Genomic DNA, 17,786 nt, shown 5'->3' with positions numbered 1-17,786 from the left:
TCCGAATCGAGATTCCAGAATGCGGACGGCGGCTTGCGCGACGTTGACGCGAAGAGGATCATGCCCCGCCCCGCAACTGCTGAGCGGAGACGAAGAAGCCCGCCTCGTCCACCGCCGCGCCGCCCACGGCCGTCATGATCGCGGCGGCGCAGGCCTCGAGCGTGCGGATCGCGAACGCACGGATCCCCCGCAGCTCCTCGTCCGCATCGGGGAAGCGCCCCACATTGTCCGTGTCGACCCAGCGGAGGGTGTAGACGATCTGCGTCCCGGTCAGGTGCGGGACCAGCGACGGCGGGAGGTACTCGTCCTCGTGGACCTGGATCTCGATGATGCCCGCGCGCGGGCCCAGTTCCTCCTCGAGGGGGACCTCGACCGCGTAGGCGTCCAGCTCGACCGGCTCGGCCGGCGGCGCGCCGCGCCGGTCGAGCGGCGGGCGGGGGTGACGCACCTGCGGGGCGACGGTCGCCACGTGCCGCAGGAGCAGATCCGGTGGCAGCCAGTTGGTCGAGTACACGAACAGGTTGGGCGTCAGGTCCGCATCCGGGCGGAGCACGCGGACGTGCATCCCCGGCTCATCCGCCAGTCGGACGGCCAGGCGCAGGCGCCGGGCGACCGCGAGGATCTCGTCGAGCACACGACCCTCCTCGCGGCAGGGCAACCCCGCCGGGAAGGCAGAAGCCAGACCGTCGACGTCCGGCATCCACTCCGGCGGCGGTGTCGGCTCGCGATCGCGGGGGCACGACAGCGCGAAGACGGCACTCACATCCGCCGGGAGCACCAGTGCGCGGGCCATGGCCGCGTCGACGGGGAACGGCCCCGACAGCTGCGAGTGTCGGGAGAGTCGGTACGAGCGCGCCCCGCCCTCCCCGGCCAGGGCGTCGCCGGCGTCCAGGGCGGGCCGCAGGTTGCGCAGCAGACCGATGACGTCGGAGGGCTCGAGGTCGGGGTCCAGCAGGAGCAGGTGCGAACCGGCGAACGCCGCGAGGCGGGGGTCCGTCTGCGGATCGGAGGACATCGCGCTCACTCCGCCTGAATGTCCGACGACACACCCTGCTCGCTGTCCGACGCCGCAACCTGTTCAGTGCCGGACGCCGCCTGAGCGAACTCGGGCGAGAGGTAGAAGTCGCGGTGGGCGCGCGAAGCCGTGGGGCCGCGCTGGCCCTGGTAGCGGTTGAGGTTCCCCGCGGACCCGTAGGGCGAGGAGGAGGCGGACGACATCTGGAAGAAGCACAGCTGCCCGATCTTCATACCGGGCCACAGCGTGATGGGCAGCGTCGCCACGTTCGACAGCTCGAGCGTCACGTGACCGGTGAAGCCGGGGTCGATGAAGCCCGCCGTCGAGTGGGTGAGCAGACCCAGGCGCCCCAGCGAGGACTTCCCCTCGAGTCGCGCGGCGACATCGTCCGGCAGTGTCACCCGCTCGAGGGTCGCCGCCAGCACGAACTCGCCGGGGTGCAGGACGAAGGGCTCGCCCGGATCCACCTCGATGAGGCGGGTGAGCTCCGGCTGGTCCGTCGCCGGATCGATGACCGAGTACTTGTGGTTGTCGAACAGGCGGAAGCCGCGGTCCAGGCACACGTCGACGCTGGCCGGCTGGACGAGTGCGGGATCGAACGGGTCCAGCCGCACCCGGTCCGCGGCGATCTCTGCCCTGATGTCACGATCTGAGAGGAGGCTCACCCGGCCACAGTACCGCGCGGCGAATGCCCGGGTCGACGCCCCCGGCGACGCCCCCCGGACACCGGATCCGCCGCCCGTGCGTCGCCCCTCTCGACGTCCACTCAACCCCCGGAATTCACAGTTCCGACTCAGATTCTCTCGATCGAGGGCCGCACATGCTATACAGTTGCTTCGAGTACGCCCGCGCACGTTGGTGCCTTCCCCTTTCAGCCAGAGGGTGCCGGGAGGATATCGCTGACTGCGCGGTCGTGTGCCACACCGACCGAAAGGCCTCACTGTGAAGACTTCCAAGAGTCTTGTACTTGCCCCCGCAGTAGCCGCCGCGATCTCCGGCATCATCGCCGTTCCTGCTGTCGCATCCGCTGCTTCCCCCAACCCGTCTGAGAGCTCCGACTCGATCGAGCTCCCCGACCACATCCCCACGGGCGGTCCCGCGACCGTCCAGCCCACCGACGGTGCCCAGGACTCCTCCGCCCCGGAGACGTCCACGCCGGACTCCACCGCCACGACCCAGGCAGCCTCCGAGGCCGCCCCCGAGGCGATCCTCGAGACCGACCAGGTCTCGCAGAAGGACATCGCGGACAAGAACAAGGGCATCCGCTTCTCCGGCACCGGCTTCACGGAGGAGGGCAAGGCGACCGTCACCGTCGTCGGCACGGACGGCTCGTACTACACGCCCCCGTCGGAGCTCACCGTCACGGAGGCGGGCGAGGTCAACGGCCGCTACTTCTTCACGACGACGGAGGGCGCGAAGGTGCCGGAGGGCACCTACAAGCTCTACCTCACCGATCTGGAGTCGGAGCAGCGCTCGCAGTCCGTCGAGTTCGAGGTCGTGGAGAAGGTCGACGAGACGCAGGCACCCAGCCCGTCCGCCACCCCGTCCCAGACGGCTGAGCCGACGCAGACGGCGGGGCCCACGGAGACGGCCCAGCCGACCCAGACGCCTGCACCCACCAAGACCGCGACCGCGGAGCCCACCAAGACCGCAGAGCCGGCTCCCACACCCACCCGGACGGCGGAGCCCACGCAGAAGCCCACGCCTACGGAGACCGCGGAGCCCACGCAGAAGCCCACTCCGACGCAGCAGCCCACGAAGACGGCCGAGCCGACGCAGACGCCTGCGCCCACGGAGACCGCCACGCACGAGCCCACGCAGACGGCGGAGCCCACGCAGACCGCGGAGCCGACGGAGACGGCCGAGCCCACGGAGACGGCCACGCCGTCCCAGACGCCCGAGCCCACGGAGTCGGCGACGGAGGACCCGCAGGTCACCGTCGATCCGGACCTGTCGATCGATCCCACCGAGCTCACCTCGGACGCGTTCTCCGACTCGGACGGCGGCGTGACGATCACGCTGTCGGACGCGGCACCGGAGGCCGAGGTCACGATGACGGTCACCCACGCGCAGGGCCAGGTCTCGCGCTTCGAGGTCGACAAGACCGCGAACGAGGACGGCACCGCCGTCTTCCGCCTGCACCCGGAGGGCAAGGCCGTGCTGGGCACGTACAACGTGTCCGTCGCGATCGAGGACTTCGACGAGGAGCTCACCGGCGCGTTCCAGGTCGTCACGAACGGCTCGGACGTCGAGCGCGACGACGACGAGGACGACGCCCAGGGCGGCGGCTCGGACGACTCCGGCGACGACTCCGGTGACAACGGATCCGGCGACAGCGGCTCCGGCGGCGGGTCCGACGACTCGCGCTCCGGCAACGCTGCGGATCTGCCCCGCACCGGCACCGAGCTGACGGGTGTGGCGCTGGGCGCCGGCCTGCTGGTCGTGGGTGCCGCCGCGGTCGTCCTCACGCGCCGTCGCGGCGCGCAGTCCGACCCCGCGGAGTTCTGATCCGATGACCGCAGGCGGAGAGTCGTCCCGTCGCACCGCGTCCTCCCTGGACCTGAGCGACATCCGGCTCTCCGGCGACCCTCTCAGCACCCAGCCGCTGCACGGCGGTGACGCACTCGTCCTCATGGGGCGCGAGGACGACGTCACCGCCGTGCTGCGTGCGGTCGGGACCCGCACCGGGGTCCGGCCCGTGCCCGCCCCCGCGGCAGCCGGCCGCGGGGCGCGCGAGCGCGTGGGCCGCTGGCTGCGAGCGCACTCCGGTGTCACGGATCCGGCCCTCCAGCAGGAGGTGCTCACGCGCGTGGGCCTCGCCTCCGAGGTGGGGCCGCGCACGCGTCTGTCCGACCTCGACGCCACCGGCCGCGCACGCGTCCGGATCGCCGCGGTCGCGCTCGTGGGCGCCCATGCGCCCGCCACCACGCACATCGTCCTCGACGCGCCGCTGGCCGGCGTCCCCGGCCACCAGCGCGCGGGGCTGCGCACCATCCTCGCCCGCGAACTCACCGCGCACTCCCTGGGCGCCGTCCTCTCGACGGACTCGCCGGTCGACGCGCTGGTGCTGGACGCCCGCATCATCGAGCTCGACGCGGAGCAGGTGGCGCAGGAGGGCGATGTCACGACCATCCTGGGCAAACCCCGCGGCGGCCTGTCCGCCGCGCTGGGCGGAGCGAACGTCATGTCCGGCCTGGCCCGGCGCGGATGGCTGAGCATCGGCCACTCGCAGGTGCGCCGCCGCACGGAGCTGGACGGCCCCGTCTACCTCGCCATCCCCACGGACGCCGTCACCCTGTCCGTCGACGAGTTCGATCCCGCCTTCCGCGGCGAGTTCGTCTTCGAGACGATCGTCATCGGCGTCCGCGACGACGGCGACACCCTGCAGGTCCGCCTCTCCCCCGTCGACAACGAGGCCGGTCTGCCGCTGGTCGTCGACGTCCTCGACGCCTCCCCCCGCCGCGCCTGGGCTGCGATCACACCGGACCAGGGCGGCGAGCCGCAGCAGGCCGACCAGCCGGCCGACGACCAGCCCAGCCGCACGGACCAACCCGGCGCATCAGCACAGCTGGCCCCGGCCTCGGGCGCGTGGGCGGTCCTCCACCCGGGCCTGGGCCCGGACCTCACCACCCAGCTGAGCCGCATCCGCATGGGATCGCGCCTGTGGGCGGAGGTGGACACCCAGCGGATCCACGTATGGTCGGTCGAGGTGTGAGCGACGAAGGGACCGGCACGGTGGAATCTGAGACTGCGGGGCGACGCGCGCGGCGACTGGCGATCGCCGGGCTGCTCGTCATCGTCCTGACCGTCGCGGCGGTCCCAGTCCTGGGCTTCGTCGCCTACGGTCCGGCGCGCACGGTCTCCGCCTACTTCGGCGCACTGGAGCGCGGCGATGCGACTGCGGCCGTCGACCGCCTGCTGCTGGGCGACGTGACGGACGGCTGGGCGCTCACGGATGCCGCCCTCCAGGGGGCGCCGTCGCTGCCCACCCGCGTGAACGTCACGCACGTCGAGGTCGACGGGGACACCGCCACTGCGCACGTCCGCTACGACCTGGCCGGCACCACCCGCTCGCAGGACGTCGCGCTGGTGCGCCGCACAGGGCTGTGGGGCCTGTTCCCCGAATGGCTCATCGATCCCGGTCAGCTGCCGCGGCTGGATCTCGTCGTCGACGGCGCCTCGACGCTGCATCTCAACAGCGCGGACGTGCCCGTCCCCCGTGAGGGCCTGCCGGTCCTGTACCCGGTCGAGTACAGCGCCGGGTTCGCGGAGGAGTGGTTCCGCTCGGACGTCCAGAACGCCGTCGTCGACGGCACCGCGCCCGAGGTCGAGGTCCGGTTGGCGGCCGAGCCCACCGACCGGCTCCTCACCGAGGTCCAGCGGCTGGTGCGGGAGCACCTCGAGGAGTGCGCGACCGCGACGACGCTCATGCCCGCCGGGTGCACGTTCGGGCTGGACTCGGTCAACGAGTTCCAGGACGACGTCCAGTGGGAGATCGTCGAGTACCCGGACGTCAGCCTGTCCTCGGAGCGCCGCCGCCTCGTGACGGAGCCCGCGGAGGGCACCGCGCACATCACGGGCCACTACCGCGACATCGTGACGGCGGCTCAGATGGACATCGACGAGGACGTCCCCTTCACCTTCACCGCCTCCGTGTCCATCGTCGACGGGCAGCCGCGGATCCAGCCGTTGGCCGCGAGCCTGTCCGGCGACGCGTCGACGGACGACGGCGGGAACCTGGGCGAGCGGTGACCCGCGGGGTGCGCCGCGCGCTCAGGTCGTGCCCATCGCTCAGTTCGTGCCGCGGAGGTCCAACTGCAGCCTCGACTCACCGGCGGGGTCCAGCACGACGGGGATGCCCCAGTCCTGCTGGTAGAGGTGGCAGGCCGCGTGCAGCGGGATCTCGCCGCCGGGCTCGCCGTCGCAGGCCGCCGCCCGCACCGTGATGTGGAGGACGCCGGAGGAGACCTCCGGGTTGAGCGTGAGGGACCGGGTGAGTCCGTCCTCGCCGCCCGCGCCTGCGGTGATGAGCTCCGGCGGTGTCGAGGAGACCTGCAGATGCGTGGGATCGCCCCACCGGTCGTCCAGCTTCTGTCCGGCGGGCACGGTGAAGCCGATCTCCAGATCGAGGGATGCGTCGTTGATCGTCGTCGTGGGGCGCTTCGTGCGCTGCGCACCCTCGGCCACGACGAGCGCCTCGCGCGGGATCGCGATGGCCGTCAGCCGGTGGGCCGCGGACTCCGCGATGAGCAGGTGGGGCTCCGCGGCCTCGGCGTCGTCGCCCTCCGTGTGCTCCGGCAGGACGACGAGGATGTCCGAGGGCTCCTCGAGGCCGCGCGCAAGCGTGGACACGGTCTCCGTGACTGGGTCATAGCGGCGGATGGCGCCGTTGTACGTGTCCGCGATCGCGACAGAGCCGTCGGGCAGCTCGGCGACGCCCAGCGGGTGCTGGAGGCGGGCCTCGGCGGCGGGTCCGTCCTGGAAGCCGAAGTCGAAGAGGCCCACGCCCACCTGCGTCGTGACGGTGCCGTCGCGGGGGTCCAGGCGGCGCAGGGCGGAGGTCTCCGAGTCGGCCAGCCACACGGTGCCGTCGGCGGACAGGGACAGGCCGGACGTCTGCGCGTACCAGGCGTCCTCACCGGGCGCGGTCGCATCGCGCAGGCCCTCGTTCATCGTGCCGGACAGCTGGCGGATGACACCGGTGGCGGGGTCGAAGTCCCAGATCGTGTGGTTGCCGGCCATCGCGACGATGACGCGCTCTGTCGCCGGCGCCCAGAGGACGTCCCACGGGCTGGAGAGGCGGATCGTTGGGCCGTCGGCCTCGAACGGCGCCTGCGCGCCGGGGCTGCCCACGACGTTGTCGTTCGCGCCCACCATGAACTGCTCGCCGGTGCCGGCCAGCGTCGTGACGACGGGGGCGTCACCGGTGAGGCGCACGCCGCGCAGCAGGTGGTTGACGGTGTCCGCGACGACGAGGTCGTAGCCCACCTGCTCGGCGACCGCGCGCGGCAGCTCCGTCATGCCGCCGGGCTCGGAGAACCGCGCGGTGTCCCCCGCGCCGTCCTCGCGCCCTCGGCCGCCCGAGCCGATCCTCTGGATGATCTGCGTGCCGGTGGGGTCGTACTCGACGAGCGAGTGGTGGCCGGAGTCTGCGACCAGGAGGTTGCCCTCGTGGCCGGGGATGTCGCTGAGCCGGATGACCTCGCCGGGGTAGGACAGGTCGCGCTCGACCGGTGCCGGCGGGACGTAGGGGCCGTCGCCGCGGTGCAGGGTGCCCTTCGCGGCGTGCTCCTCGACGAGCTCCTCGATGAGGGACGCGAGGCCCGCCGAGTGTCCCTCGCCGGACATCGACGCGACGATGTAGCCCTCCGGGTCGATGAGGGTGAGGGTGGGCCACGCGCGGGCCGTGTAGGCCTGCCACGTGACGAGGTCCGGGTCGTCCAGGACGATGTGCTCGACGCCGTAGCGCTCGACGGCGCGGTCGACCGCCTCGACGGTGCGCTCGAACTCGAACTTGGGGCTGTGCACGCCGATCGTCACGAGGACGTCGCCATACTTCTCCTCGATGGGGCGCAGCTCGTCCAGGACATGCAGGCAGTTGATGCAGCAGAAGGTCCAGAAGTCCAGCAGGACGATCTTGCCGCGCAGGTCCTCGAGGCTCAGGTCATCGCCGCCGGTGTTGATCCACCGCCGGCCGGTGAGTTCCGGAGCGCGCAGGCGGACGCGATCGCGCGGAGTGGCCGGGGACGACGGAGCTGCCGCGGCGGGTGCGCTGGAGGCCGACGAAGCCGCGAGGTTCTGCTGAGTGGTCATGGACCCGATTCTCCCATCTGCCGGCGCCCGACCGCCGAACGAGCGTCATATGCCGTCCGGACGTCACACATGTGGCGGGTGACACGCGCGGACGCCTGAGCAACTGTGGAGGGAACGGGGCCCGCGGCGGGGCTATTCCCGCACTGGGACAACCGCGGCGAGGGAAGCATGCGGCTCCGACCAGACCCCCCGCCACGATGGCAGGAGTGAGAGGGCCCGCGTGTCCGCGAGCCCCTCTCACCTCACTCAGGGGGACGCGGGTCTCACACCTGCTCGCCGACGGGCCTGAGGATGTCGACCTCGGGCTTCTGCGCGAGGAGATCCTTCATCCGCGCGGAGAACTCCTTGTAGTCCTCACTCTCGCCGTGACGACGCAGCGCGTCGCCGGAGTCATAGGTCTCGAGGAGAACATACGTCCGCTCGGCCTTCGCGTGCTTCTGCAGGTCGAAGCGCAGACAGCCCGGGTCGGCCATGTACTTCCCGCGGAACTCGCTGATGGTGTCCTCGAAGGTCTGCTCCGACCCGGACACGACGACGAACTTCGCCACAACGTTGATCATGCTGACTCCACTTCCTCGGAAAGCTCCGTGCACTCTGTCTGCTGTTCGGTCGACTGGGAACGATCAGACTGCTTCGTCCACTCGATCGTCACTCTGCCACTGTGCGACACCGCTTGTCTCCGCGTACGCGCGCTGACGCGCCGATTTCTGTGCCGAGAACCTGCGCCCCACCGCACCTCAGCGGATGTCGCTGAGATGTCATATCCCCGTCATCGGACGGCCCCCTGCCCGCGGTCACGCAATTGTTAGGGTCCGAAGGGACCCCGCACGGTCGAGGGCTCCCGGGGTCGCCCTCACGACAACGGAGAGGACATCACCATGAAGGCATGGCATTTCGTCGGAACCCACAAGCCGTTCGAGCGCGTCGACATCGAAGAGCCCACCGCCGGGCCGGGGAAGGTCGTCGTCGATGTGCAGGCGGCCGGCCTGTGCCACTCGGACGTGGGCATCCTCGAGGACGAGAAGTGGCTCGACCTCATGACCGTCCCCGTCGTCCCGGGGCACGAGACCGCGGGCGTCATCTCCGAGGTGGGCGAGGGCGTCACCGACTGGAAGGTGGGCGACAAGGTCGCCGTCTGGCCGATGATCGGCCCCTTCGGCTACGGCGTGAACGGCGGCTGGGAGGCCCGCGCGGAGGCGGACCAGGACCAGCTCGTCGCGATCCCGGAGGGCGTGTCCTTCGAGCAGGCCGCCGCCGCGACCGATGCGGGGATGACCTCCGCCGGTGCCGTGTTCGGCAAGGGCGAGGTGAAGGCCGGGATGAAGGTCGGCATCATCGGCTACGGCGGTCTGGGACAGATCGGCGCGCGGCTGGCCCACCTCGAGGGTGCGGAGGTCTACGTCGCAGAGATCAAGGAGGACGTGTGGGACCACGCCCGTGAGAACGGTGCGGTGAAGGTCGCGAAGTCCATCACGGAGTTCAAGGACGACCAGCTGGACGTCATCATCGACTTCGCCGGCTTCGGCACGACGACGGACGAGGCGATCCGAACGGTGAAGTTCCAGGGCCGCGTCGTGCTCGTGGGGATGGGTCGCCTCGAGGCGACGATCGACACGAACGCGCTCATCCTGGGGCAGGTCGAGCTGGTGGGCTCCAACGGCGGGTCGAAGGAGAACATCGCGACCGTCCTCAAGTGGCTGGCCGAGGGCCAGATCGAGCCGACCCTCACGACGATCGACTTCGAGGAGATCGCGGACGGTGTGGGCCGCCTGGAGCGCGGCGAGGTGACCGGCCGCCTCGTCGCCCGCGTCGCGGAGGGCTGACAGGCGGATGTGCAGGTGACGCGGGGCGGCCGGGGCGGCTCTGAGACAATCGCGGCATGACTGATCTGACTGCCGCTGCGCCGTCCCCGGACGCCCGCGACATCCGCGCCCGCCTCGCCGAGGTCGTGGAGACGGTGCGGTCCGCCTCCTCCGCCGCCCACGGCGACCCGGACGCGGCCCGCGTCATGCTCGCGACGAAGACCCAGCCGGCCGCCCGGATCCGCGCCGCGATCGAGGCCGGCGCCCGCCTCATCGGCGAGAACCGCGTCCAGGAGCTGCAGGAGAAGGCACCGGAGCTCGCCGACCTCGACCACGAGGCGCACCTCATCGGGCCGCTTCAGCGCAACAAGGTGAATCACACGCTGCGTGCGGGTGCGCGCTGCGTCCAGTCGATCGACACGACGGCCGTCGCGCAGAAGCTCTCCGACCGGATCGCGACGCTGACGGACCAGGGGCACGACGCCCTCGTCGCCGAGGCCCCGGGCACCCTCCGCACGGACGCCGCCACCGCGGACCACCCCGTCCTGGACGTCCTCATCCAGGTGAACACGTCCCGGGAGGACACGAAGTCCGGCGTGGCCCCGGCGCAGGCGGCGGAACTCGTCGAACAGGTCCGGGCCATGCCCCACCTGCGCATCCGCGGGCTCATGACGATCGGACTGCCGGGAGAGACGGACGACGCGATCCGCCCGTCGTACGCGGAGCTGCGCGGACTGTCGCAGCGACTGCGCGAGGACGGCACCCTGCCCGCGGACGCGACTGAGCTGTCCATGGGCATGAGCGCGGACTACGCGCTGGCGATCGAGGAGGGCGCGACGCTGGTCCGCGTGGGCTCGACCGTCTTCGGCGCGCGGGAGTAGAGCCCGCTCACTCCTGGGTGGGCAGGCCCTTCGCGTTCTTATCGATGTTGCGGATGAGGATCGACGTGTCCGCGTCGCCCCAGCCGTCGTCGATGAGCTGCTGCAGCTTCTCGTGGACGAGGGTCGCGGCCGGCAGGTCGACGCCCTGCGACTCCCCGCCCGCCAGCGCCAGGCCCACGTCCTTGTGCATGAGCATCGCGGAGAAGCCGGCGGCGAACTCGCGCTCGGACGGCGAGGACTCGACGACGCCCGGCACGGGGTACCAGTTGCGCAGCGGCCACGAATCGCCGGACGACACGGAGGCGATGTCGAAGAAGACCTTGGGGTCGAGGCCGAAGCGCTGCGCCAGCACCGCGCCCTCGACGACGCCCTGCAGGCTGATCGCCAGCTGCATGTTGTTGACGATCTTCGCCGCCTGACCCGCGGCCTCACCGCCGGCGTGGAAGATGTTGCCGGCCATCGCCTCGATGACGGGCTTCGCATCCGCGACCGCGTCGTCCGCACCGCCCAGCATGAACGTGAGGGTGCCGGCCTGCGCGCCACCGATGCCGCCGGACACGGGGCCGTCGATGAAGCGGAAGCCTCGGTCGGCCGCCTGCTTGTGCAGCTCGCGGGCGGAGTCGAAGTCGATCGTCGAGGAGTCGACCAGCAGTGTCGACGTCTGCGCGGATTCGAGGACGCCGCCGGCGTCCAGGTACACGCTGCGGGCGTGCTCGCCCTTGGGCAGCATGCTGAAGACGATGTCGGCACCGGCCACGGCCTCGGCGATGGAGCCGGCCGGCTTGATGCCGTCCTCCGCAGCGGCGGTGACAGCGGCCTCGACGACGTCGAAGCCGGTGACCGCGTGACCGGCCGCGACGAGGTTCTTCGTCATGGGACGTCCCATGTTGCCCAGACCGATCCACCCGATGTTCGCCATGATGCCTCCTTGCATGCTGTGCGTCCGCGCTGATTGCGCCCGCACTCCGTCTGCGTTCGTGGTGCCCTCACCCTATTCCCTGTGATGAGGACCACGGGAGTCCGGGGCGGTGGAGGTTGCGCACCGGGGGTGTGCGCGCATGCAGATCCGCGGCACCTGGACGGCACCCTCCGTTCACCCGGGCGACCTAGCATGAACGCGGGCGCGGCCTGCGCCGCGGCATCGACTCGCGACTCCGAGGAGACACATGACCCAGCGAAGCGGCGGACCGGTCGTCCCGGCGGACACGGTCGAGTCAGTGCCGGTCGGGTCGGAGCCGCAACAGCTCGCGGCTCCCACGCCTCAAGTTGTACGGGCCTGGCTGCTCCACCACCTGCAGTTCACGGTGGGCGCGGACCCGCAGCGGGCGTCGACGCTGGACTGGCGGCTGGCGCTGTCGCACACGATCCGCGACCGGGCGCTGGCCCCGTGGCTCGAGGCGCAGCGGCGCACCCGCGAGGAGAGCCGCAAGCGGGTGCACTACCTGTCGATGGAGTTCCTCATCGGCCGCCTGCTGGAGGACACGACGATGAACCTGGGCCTGCGGGACGTCGTCGTGGAGGCGCTGGACGGGCTGGGGCTGCCCTTCACGGACCTGGCGGACGACGAACCGGACGCCGCCCTGGGCAACGGCGGGCTGGGCCGCCTGGCCGCCTGCTACCTCGAGTCGATGTCGACGCTGGGCCTGCCCGCCTACGGCTACGGCCTGCGCTACGAGCACGGCCTCTTCAAGCAGGGCTTCGAGGACGGGCGCCAGATCGAGACCCCCGAGGACTGGCTGGTCGTCGACAACCCGTGGAACTTCACCCGCCCGGAGACCGCCCACCCCGTCGCGCTCCACGGCCACGTCGAGGAGGTCGACGGCCGCCCGGTCTGGCGGCCCCGCTTCCACGTGCTGGCCGCCGCCCACGACACCCCGATCGTGGGCTTCGGGGGCCGCTGGGCGAACACGCTGCGGCTGTGGGCGGCCCACAACACGGCCGCGCTCTTCGACCTCGACCGGTTCAACGCGGGCGACTTCGTCGCGGCCGCGGAGCCCGAGGCCCTGGCCCGGTCCCTGGGCCGCGTCCTGTATCCGAACGACGAGACGCACCGCGGCAAGGAGCTGCGACTGGCGCAGGAGTACTTCCTCACCTCCGCATCCGTGCAGGACATCCTCGCCCGTCACCTGGACGAGGGCGGCGACCTGCGGTCGCTGCCGGACCGCGTCGCGATCCAGATGAACGACACGCACCCGGCGATCGCGGGCCCGGAGCTCATCCGCCTCCTCGTCGATACCCACGGGTTCGACCCGGACCCCGCCGTGGACCTCACGACCCGGGTGCTGGGCTACACGAACCACACACTGCTGCCGGAGGCGCTGGAGCGCTGGCCGCTCGACCTCATGCGCAAGGTGCTGCCGCGCCACCTCCAGATCATCGAGCGCCTGGACACCCGCGACATCGAGCTGCGCGGCCCACGGCCGGAGGGCGCCGGACTCATCCGCGACGGGCACGTCCACATGGGCGACCTCGCGTTCCTCTCCAGCCACCGCGTCAACGGCGTCTCCGCACTCCACACGGAGCTCGTGACGAAGGACCTCTTCCCCGTCCTGGACTCCCGGACCCCCGGCCGCGTCGTCAACGTCACGAACGGGATCACGCCTCGGCGCTGGCTGGCACTGGCGAACCAGCCGCTGGCCGCCCTCGTGACGGAGACGATCGGGTCCGGCTGGGAGACGGACCTCGAGCGCCTGCGCGGCCTCGAGGACCACGTGGACGACCCCGGCTTCCGCGAGGCGTTCGGTCGGACGAAGCGGCAGGCGAAGGTGCGACTGGCGGACTGGCTGCAGGACGCGCACGGGATCAGCACCCCGCTGGACGCCCTGTACGACGTCCAGATCAAGCGGATCCACGAGTACAAGCGCCAGCTGCTGAACATCCTCTGGACGATCGCGCGCTGGCAGCGGATCCGCCGCGATCCCGACGCCGGGTGGGTGCCGCGCGTCAAGGTCTTCGGCGGCAAGGCGGCCCCCAGCTACACCGTCGCGAAGGGGATCATCCGCCTGGCCAACGACGTGGCCGCCCGGATCAACGACGACCCCGTCACCCGCGACCTGCTGCAGGTCGTGTTCCCGCCCAACTACAACGTGTCCATGGCGGAGCGGCTCATCCCGGCGACGGACCTGTCGGAGCAGATCTCGACGGCGGGCATGGAGGCCTCGGGCACGGGCAACATGAAGTTCGCACTGAACGGGGCCCTCACGATCGGCACGCTCGACGGCGCGAACGTGGAGATCCGCGAGCAGGTGGGGGCGGACAACTTCTTCCTCTTCGGCCTCACGGCGGACGAGGTGGCCCATCACCGGACGGTGCCGGACCACGGCCGGACCGCGATCCAGGCGAGCCAGACGCTGCAGGACGTGCTGCAGGAGATCGCGGAGGGCACCTTCAGCCCCGGCGACCAGCACCGCCACGGGCAGCTGCTGGACCTCCTGTGGAACAGCGACTGGTTCCTCGTCTGCTCCGATTTCGAGGACTACGACGCCGCCCAGACCCGGGTCGACGAGGCGTACGGGGACCCGGACGAGTGGCAGCGCCGCGCGATCCTCAACGTCGCGCGGATGGGGATGTTCAGCTCCGACCGTGCGATCCGTCAGTACATGGACCTCGTCTGGGACGCGGAGTCGGCGCTATGACACCCCTGCCGCAGGATCCCGCGTCCGGCTGGTCCCTGGACCCCGCATACGGCTGGTCCCTGGACCCCGCGGTCGCGCGGCTGCTCGACGGCGCGCTCACGGACGACCCCGCCGCCCCCGGGCTGCGGCTGGACCGTCTCCCCGCGGACCCGTTCGCGGTGCTGGGCCCCACCCCGGACGGACACGGCCTGGTCGTGCACGTGCCGGGCGCGCAGCGGGTCCAGGCGGTCAACGACGACACGGCGCAGGACCTCACCCGCGTCTCCCCCGGCGCGGACGTCTTCGCAGGGCCGCTGGTCCCCTACTACCGGCTGCGCATCGAGTGGCCGGCGGGCGTCGTCGAGGAGCGCGAGGACCCCTACCGGTTCGGCCCCGTCCTGGGCGAGATCGACGAGCACCTCATCGGGGAGGGCTCCCACCGCCGCCTGTGGGAGGCGCTGGGCGCACATCTGACGACCCATGAGTCCGTCGCCGGCCTGCACGTCGCCGTCTGGGCGCCGCACGCGCGCAGGGCCGCACTCGTGGGCGGCTTCAACTCCTGGAACCCCACCGCGCACCCGCTGCGCCCGCGCGGTGCGACCGGGGTCTGGGAGCTCTTCGTGCCGGGTCTGGGCGAGGGCACCGTCTACAAGTACGCGCTCACGGGTCCCGACGGCGAGCGCCTGCCGCTCAAGGCCGACCCGGTGGGCTTCGGCGCGGAGCTGCCGCCTGCGACCGGATCCGTCGTGCGGCCGCTGGGGCAGCATCGCTGGACCACGGCCTCGGCGGCGGCCCGGCAGGCGGACGGTCAGCCGGCGGACGCGCAGGCAGCCGGCCGGAACGCGGCAGACCAGCCGATGAGCATCTACGAGGTCCACCTGGGCTCGTGGCGCAGGGCGGACGGCGGACGGCCGCTGTCGTATGTGGAGCTGGGCGAGGAGCTCGTCGACTACGTCGCGGATCTGGGGTTCACCCACCTCGAGGTCATGCCGGTCTCCGAGCACCCCTTCGCGGGGTCGTGGGGCTACCAGCCGGTGGGGCTCTTCGCCCCCACCTCGCGCCACGGCACGCCGCGGGAGTTCGCTCAGTTCGTCGACCGGGCGCACGCCCGCGGGCTGGGGGTCCTGGCGGACTGGGTGCCGGGGCACTTCCCCACGGACGCGCACGGGTTGGGCCGCTTCGACGGGACCGCGCTCTACGAGCACCGCGACCCGCGCGAGGGGCACCACCCGGACTGGCAGACCCTCATCTACAACTACGGCCGGCCAGAGGTGCGGAACCTCCTCGTGTCGAACGCGCTGTACTGGCTGGAGGAGTACCGGCTGGACGGGCTGCGGGTCGACGCGGTCGCCTCGATGATCTACCGCGACTACTCGCGGCAGGACGGCGAGTGGATCCCCAACGCGGACGGCGGGCGGGAGAACTACGAGGCGATCGAGTTCCTGCGGCACACGAACGCCGTCGTGCGCGACCTGCACCCGCACGCGGCCATGATCGCGGAGGAGTCGACCGCGTTCCCCGGCGTCACCGGGCCGGCGGAGCACGGCGGGCTGGGGTTCGGCTACAAGTGGAATCTGGGCTGGATGAACGACTCGCTCGACTACTTCGGCCGCGACCCGCTGTTCCGCCGCTACCACCACGACCAGCTGACGTTCGGCCTCACGTACGCCTTCAGCGAGCGGTTCGTCCTGCCCATCAGCCACGACGAGGTCGTCCACGGCAAGGGCTCCCTGTACGGGCGGATGCCGGGGACGCACGCGGACAAGCTGGGCGCGGTCAAGGCGTTCCTCGCCTACATGTGGGGGCACCCGGGCAAGAAGCTGCTGTTCATGGGCCAGGAGTTCGGCCAGCCGGCGGAGTGGAACCACGACGCCGCCCTGGACTGGGGCGTCCTGGCCGATCCCGGGCACCGCGGCATCCAGCACGTGGTCCGCGACCTCAACCGCCTCCACCGCGAGCAGCCGGCCCTGCACCGGTACGACGCGGATCCCCGCGGGTTCCAGTGGCTGCTGGTCGACGCGGCGGACGACCAGGTGTTCGCGTGGCTGCGCCGCGGTGCGCCCGGCGATCCGCACGTCGTCGTCGTGCTCAACCTCGCCCCGGTCCCGCGGACCGGCTACCGCGTCGCGTTCCCCGTGCCGGGACGCTGGCGGGAGGCACTCAACACGGACGCGGCGGTCTACGGCGGCGGCGACCGGGGCAACCGGGGCGCCATCGACACCGAACCCGTCCCCCAGGGCACGGAGGCCCAGTCCGCCCTGCTCACCCTCGCACCCGTCTCGGCCGTCTACTTCGTGGAGGATCTGTCATGACCGCAACCCCGCAGGCACGGACCCCGCAGACGCGGCGTCCCGGCGGAGCACCGCCCCGACTCACCAGCCAGGCGATGGCGTTCGTCCTGGCGGGCGGGCGCGGCAGCAGGCTCGAGGAGCTCACGGACCGGCGGGCGAAGCCGGCCGTCCACTTCGGCGGCAAGACCCGCATCATCGACTTCCCGCTGTCCAACGCCCTCAACTCCGGCATCCGCAAGATGGCGGTCGCGACCCAGTACAAGGCCCACTCCCTCATCAAGCACCTGCAGCTGGGCTGGAACTTCTTCCGCGCGGAGCGCAACGAGTACCTCGACATCCTCCCGGCCAGCCAGCGCGTCACGGAGTCGAAGTGGTACATGGGCACAGCGGACGCGGTGCGGCAGAACATCGACATCGTCGACGATTACCAGGTGCAGTACGTCATCGTCCTGGCCGGCGACCACGTGTACAAGATGGACTACGAGATCATGCTGCGCCAGCACGTGGAGACCGGCGCGGACGTGACGGTGGGCTGCCTGACGGTCCCGCGGACGGAGGCCTCGAGCTTCGGCGTCATGCACACGGACGAGACGGGCCGGATCGTCGAGTTCCTGGAGAAGCCCGCAGACCCGCCCGGCATGCCCGGCGACCCGGACAGCTCCCTGGCCTCGCTGGGCATCTACGTCTTCGACTGGGACTTCCTGCGCGACCTGCTGCTCACGGACGCGGAGGACACGAGCTCCGGCCACGACTTCGGCTACGACCTCATCCCCCAGGTCACGAAGGGCGGCAACGCGTACGCGCACCGCTTCAGCGAGTCGTGCGTCATGTCCGGGCTGGAGACGGAGCCGTACTGGCGCGACGTGGGCACGATCGACACGTTCTGGCAGGCGAACATCGACCTGACGGAGTTCGTGCCGCCGCTGGACCTCTACGACAGCCAGTGGCCCATCTGGACGTACGCGGAGCTCACGCCCCCGGCGAAGTTCATCCACGACGACGACGGCCGGCGCGGGCAGGCGATCCAGTCGCTCATCGCCGGCGACTGCATCATCAGCGGGTCGAACGTCCACAACTCGCTGCTGTTCACCGGGGGGCGCGTGCACTCGTACTCGTCACTCGACCACGCGGTCCTGCTGCCGGGGGTGTCCGTCGCCCGCAACGCGCGGCTGAGCCGCTGCGTCATCGACAGCCGCGTGCAGATCCCCACCGGCCTCGTCGTGGGCGAGGACCCGGAGGAGGACGCCCGCTGGTTCCGCGTCACACCGGGCGGGGTCACGCTCATCACCCAGCCCATGCTGGACCGGCGGGCGGCCGCCGGTGAGTGAGTCGCGGGGAACCCCACCGCCGCCGAGGCCGCAGCACCTGCC

Annotated in this window: 13 protein-coding genes; 8 read left to right on the top strand and 5 right to left on the bottom strand. The window is 71.4% G+C overall.

The window, feature by feature from the left end; genetic code table 11:
* Positions 1-58: 58 nt before the first annotated feature.
* Positions 59-1,015, bottom strand: coding sequence for a hypothetical protein (locus HGBR_RS17895; protein WP_019159702.1), 957 nt, complete (start codon positions 1,013-1,015; stop codon positions 59-61).
* 5 nt (positions 1,016-1,020) lie between these two features.
* On the bottom strand, positions 1,021-1,680 hold the full coding sequence (dcd, locus tag HGBR_RS12585; protein ID WP_019159701.1) for a dCTP deaminase: 660 nt from the start codon (positions 1,678-1,680) through the stop codon (positions 1,021-1,023).
* 277 nt (positions 1,681-1,957) lie between these two features.
* Between dcd and HGBR_RS19965 the strand changes: the two genes are divergently transcribed.
* Genes HGBR_RS19965 through HGBR_RS17885 form a run of 3 tightly spaced genes read left to right on the top strand, consistent with a single transcriptional unit; the run spans position 1,958 to position 5,767 of the window.
* On the top strand, positions 1,958-3,523 hold the full coding sequence (locus HGBR_RS19965) for an LPXTG cell wall anchor domain-containing protein (protein WP_026077576.1): 1,566 nt from the start codon (positions 1,958-1,960) through the stop codon (positions 3,521-3,523).
* A gap of 4 nt (positions 3,524-3,527) precedes the next feature.
* Complete coding sequence (locus tag HGBR_RS17890; protein WP_019159700.1) at positions 3,528-4,730, top strand: hypothetical protein; 1,203 nt, start codon at positions 3,528-3,530, stop codon at positions 4,728-4,730.
* A 20-nt stretch (positions 4,731-4,750) separates the two neighbouring features.
* Positions 4,751-5,767, top strand: a complete 1,017-nt coding sequence (locus HGBR_RS17885) for a hypothetical protein (RefSeq protein WP_147522481.1) — start codon at positions 4,751-4,753, stop codon at positions 5,765-5,767.
* A gap of 39 nt (positions 5,768-5,806) precedes the next feature.
* Here the strand turns inward: HGBR_RS17885 and HGBR_RS12565 are convergent, their stop codons facing one another.
* Complete coding sequence (locus HGBR_RS12565) at positions 5,807-7,828, bottom strand: NHL domain-containing thioredoxin family protein (protein WP_019159698.1); 2,022 nt, start codon at positions 7,826-7,828, stop codon at positions 5,807-5,809.
* Positions 7,829-8,091: 263 nt separating this feature from the next.
* Positions 8,092-8,388 (bottom strand): putative quinol monooxygenase, encoded by a 297-nt coding sequence (locus HGBR_RS12560; RefSeq protein WP_019159697.1) that lies wholly within the window; start codon positions 8,386-8,388, stop codon positions 8,092-8,094.
* Between the two features lie 318 nt (positions 8,389-8,706).
* On the opposite strand from HGBR_RS12560, the gene HGBR_RS12555 reads away from it, so the two are divergent.
* Positions 8,707-9,651 carry a zinc-binding dehydrogenase gene (locus tag HGBR_RS12555; protein WP_019159696.1) on the top strand — a complete coding sequence of 315 codons (945 nt, stop codon included), beginning with the start codon at positions 8,707-8,709 and terminating at the stop codon, positions 9,649-9,651.
* Positions 9,652-9,707: 56 nt separating this feature from the next.
* Positions 9,708-10,511, top strand: a complete 804-nt coding sequence (locus tag HGBR_RS12550) for a YggS family pyridoxal phosphate enzyme (protein ID WP_019159695.1) — start codon at positions 9,708-9,710, stop codon at positions 10,509-10,511.
* Positions 10,512-10,518: 7 nt separating this feature from the next.
* Here the strand turns inward: HGBR_RS12550 and mmsB are convergent, their stop codons facing one another.
* Positions 10,519-11,430 (bottom strand): 3-hydroxyisobutyrate dehydrogenase, encoded by a 912-nt coding sequence (mmsB, locus tag HGBR_RS12545; protein ID WP_019159694.1) that lies wholly within the window; start codon positions 11,428-11,430, stop codon positions 10,519-10,521.
* A 247-nt stretch (positions 11,431-11,677) separates the two neighbouring features.
* Here mmsB and HGBR_RS12540 point away from each other — a divergent pair, with 247 nt between their 5' ends.
* From HGBR_RS12540 to glgC, 3 genes are read left to right on the top strand one after another with little or no spacing between them, the layout of a single operon-like run.
* Complete coding sequence (locus HGBR_RS12540) at positions 11,678-14,146, top strand: glycogen/starch/alpha-glucan phosphorylase (protein WP_019159693.1); 2,469 nt, start codon at positions 11,678-11,680, stop codon at positions 14,144-14,146.
* Positions 14,143-16,437 (top strand): 1,4-alpha-glucan branching protein GlgB, encoded by a 2,295-nt coding sequence (gene glgB, locus HGBR_RS17880; protein WP_019159692.1) that lies wholly within the window; start codon positions 14,143-14,145, stop codon positions 16,435-16,437. Before HGBR_RS12540 ends, glgB begins: the two co-directional genes overlap by 4 nt.
* Positions 16,434-17,744: a glucose-1-phosphate adenylyltransferase gene (gene glgC / locus HGBR_RS12530; protein ID WP_019159691.1), complete on the top strand. Its 1,311-nt coding sequence runs from the start codon at positions 16,434-16,436 to the stop codon at positions 17,742-17,744. The genes glgB and glgC overlap by 4 nt, the downstream gene beginning before the upstream one ends.
* The last annotated feature ends 42 nt before the right edge of the window (positions 17,745-17,786 follow it).

Source organism: Brevibacterium senegalense, assembly GCF_000285835.1.
Taxonomy (GTDB): domain Bacteria; phylum Actinomycetota; class Actinomycetes; order Actinomycetales; family Brevibacteriaceae; genus Brevibacterium; species Brevibacterium senegalense.
Note: the sequence above shows the minus strand (reverse complement) of the source record. Positions and strands in the feature narration are given on the sequence as shown.

Coding starts and splice junctions, on each gene's coding strand:
- HGBR_RS12565 (WP_019159698.1), bottom strand. CDS start 7,828: ATGACCACTCAGCAGAACCTCGCGGCTTCGTCGGCCTCCAGCGCACCC.
- HGBR_RS12560 (WP_019159697.1), bottom strand. CDS start 8,388: ATGATCAACGTTGTGGCGAAGTTCGTCGTCGTGTCCGGGTCGGAGCAG.
- HGBR_RS12550 (WP_019159695.1), top strand. CDS start 9,708: ATGACTGATCTGACTGCCGCTGCGCCGTCCCCGGACGCCCGCGACATC.
- HGBR_RS12555 (WP_019159696.1), top strand. CDS start 8,707: ATGAAGGCATGGCATTTCGTCGGAACCCACAAGCCGTTCGAGCGCGTC.
- HGBR_RS17895 (WP_019159702.1), bottom strand. CDS start 1,015: ATGTCCTCCGATCCGCAGACGGACCCCCGCCTCGCGGCGTTCGCCGGT.
- mmsB (WP_019159694.1), bottom strand. CDS start 11,430: ATGGCGAACATCGGGTGGATCGGTCTGGGCAACATGGGACGTCCCATG.
- glgC (WP_019159691.1), top strand. CDS start 16,434: ATGACCGCAACCCCGCAGGCACGGACCCCGCAGACGCGGCGTCCCGGC.
- glgB (WP_019159692.1), top strand. CDS start 14,143: ATGACACCCCTGCCGCAGGATCCCGCGTCCGGCTGGTCCCTGGACCCC.
- HGBR_RS17890 (WP_019159700.1), top strand. CDS start 3,528: ATGACCGCAGGCGGAGAGTCGTCCCGTCGCACCGCGTCCTCCCTGGAC.
- HGBR_RS12540 (WP_019159693.1), top strand. CDS start 11,678: ATGACCCAGCGAAGCGGCGGACCGGTCGTCCCGGCGGACACGGTCGAG.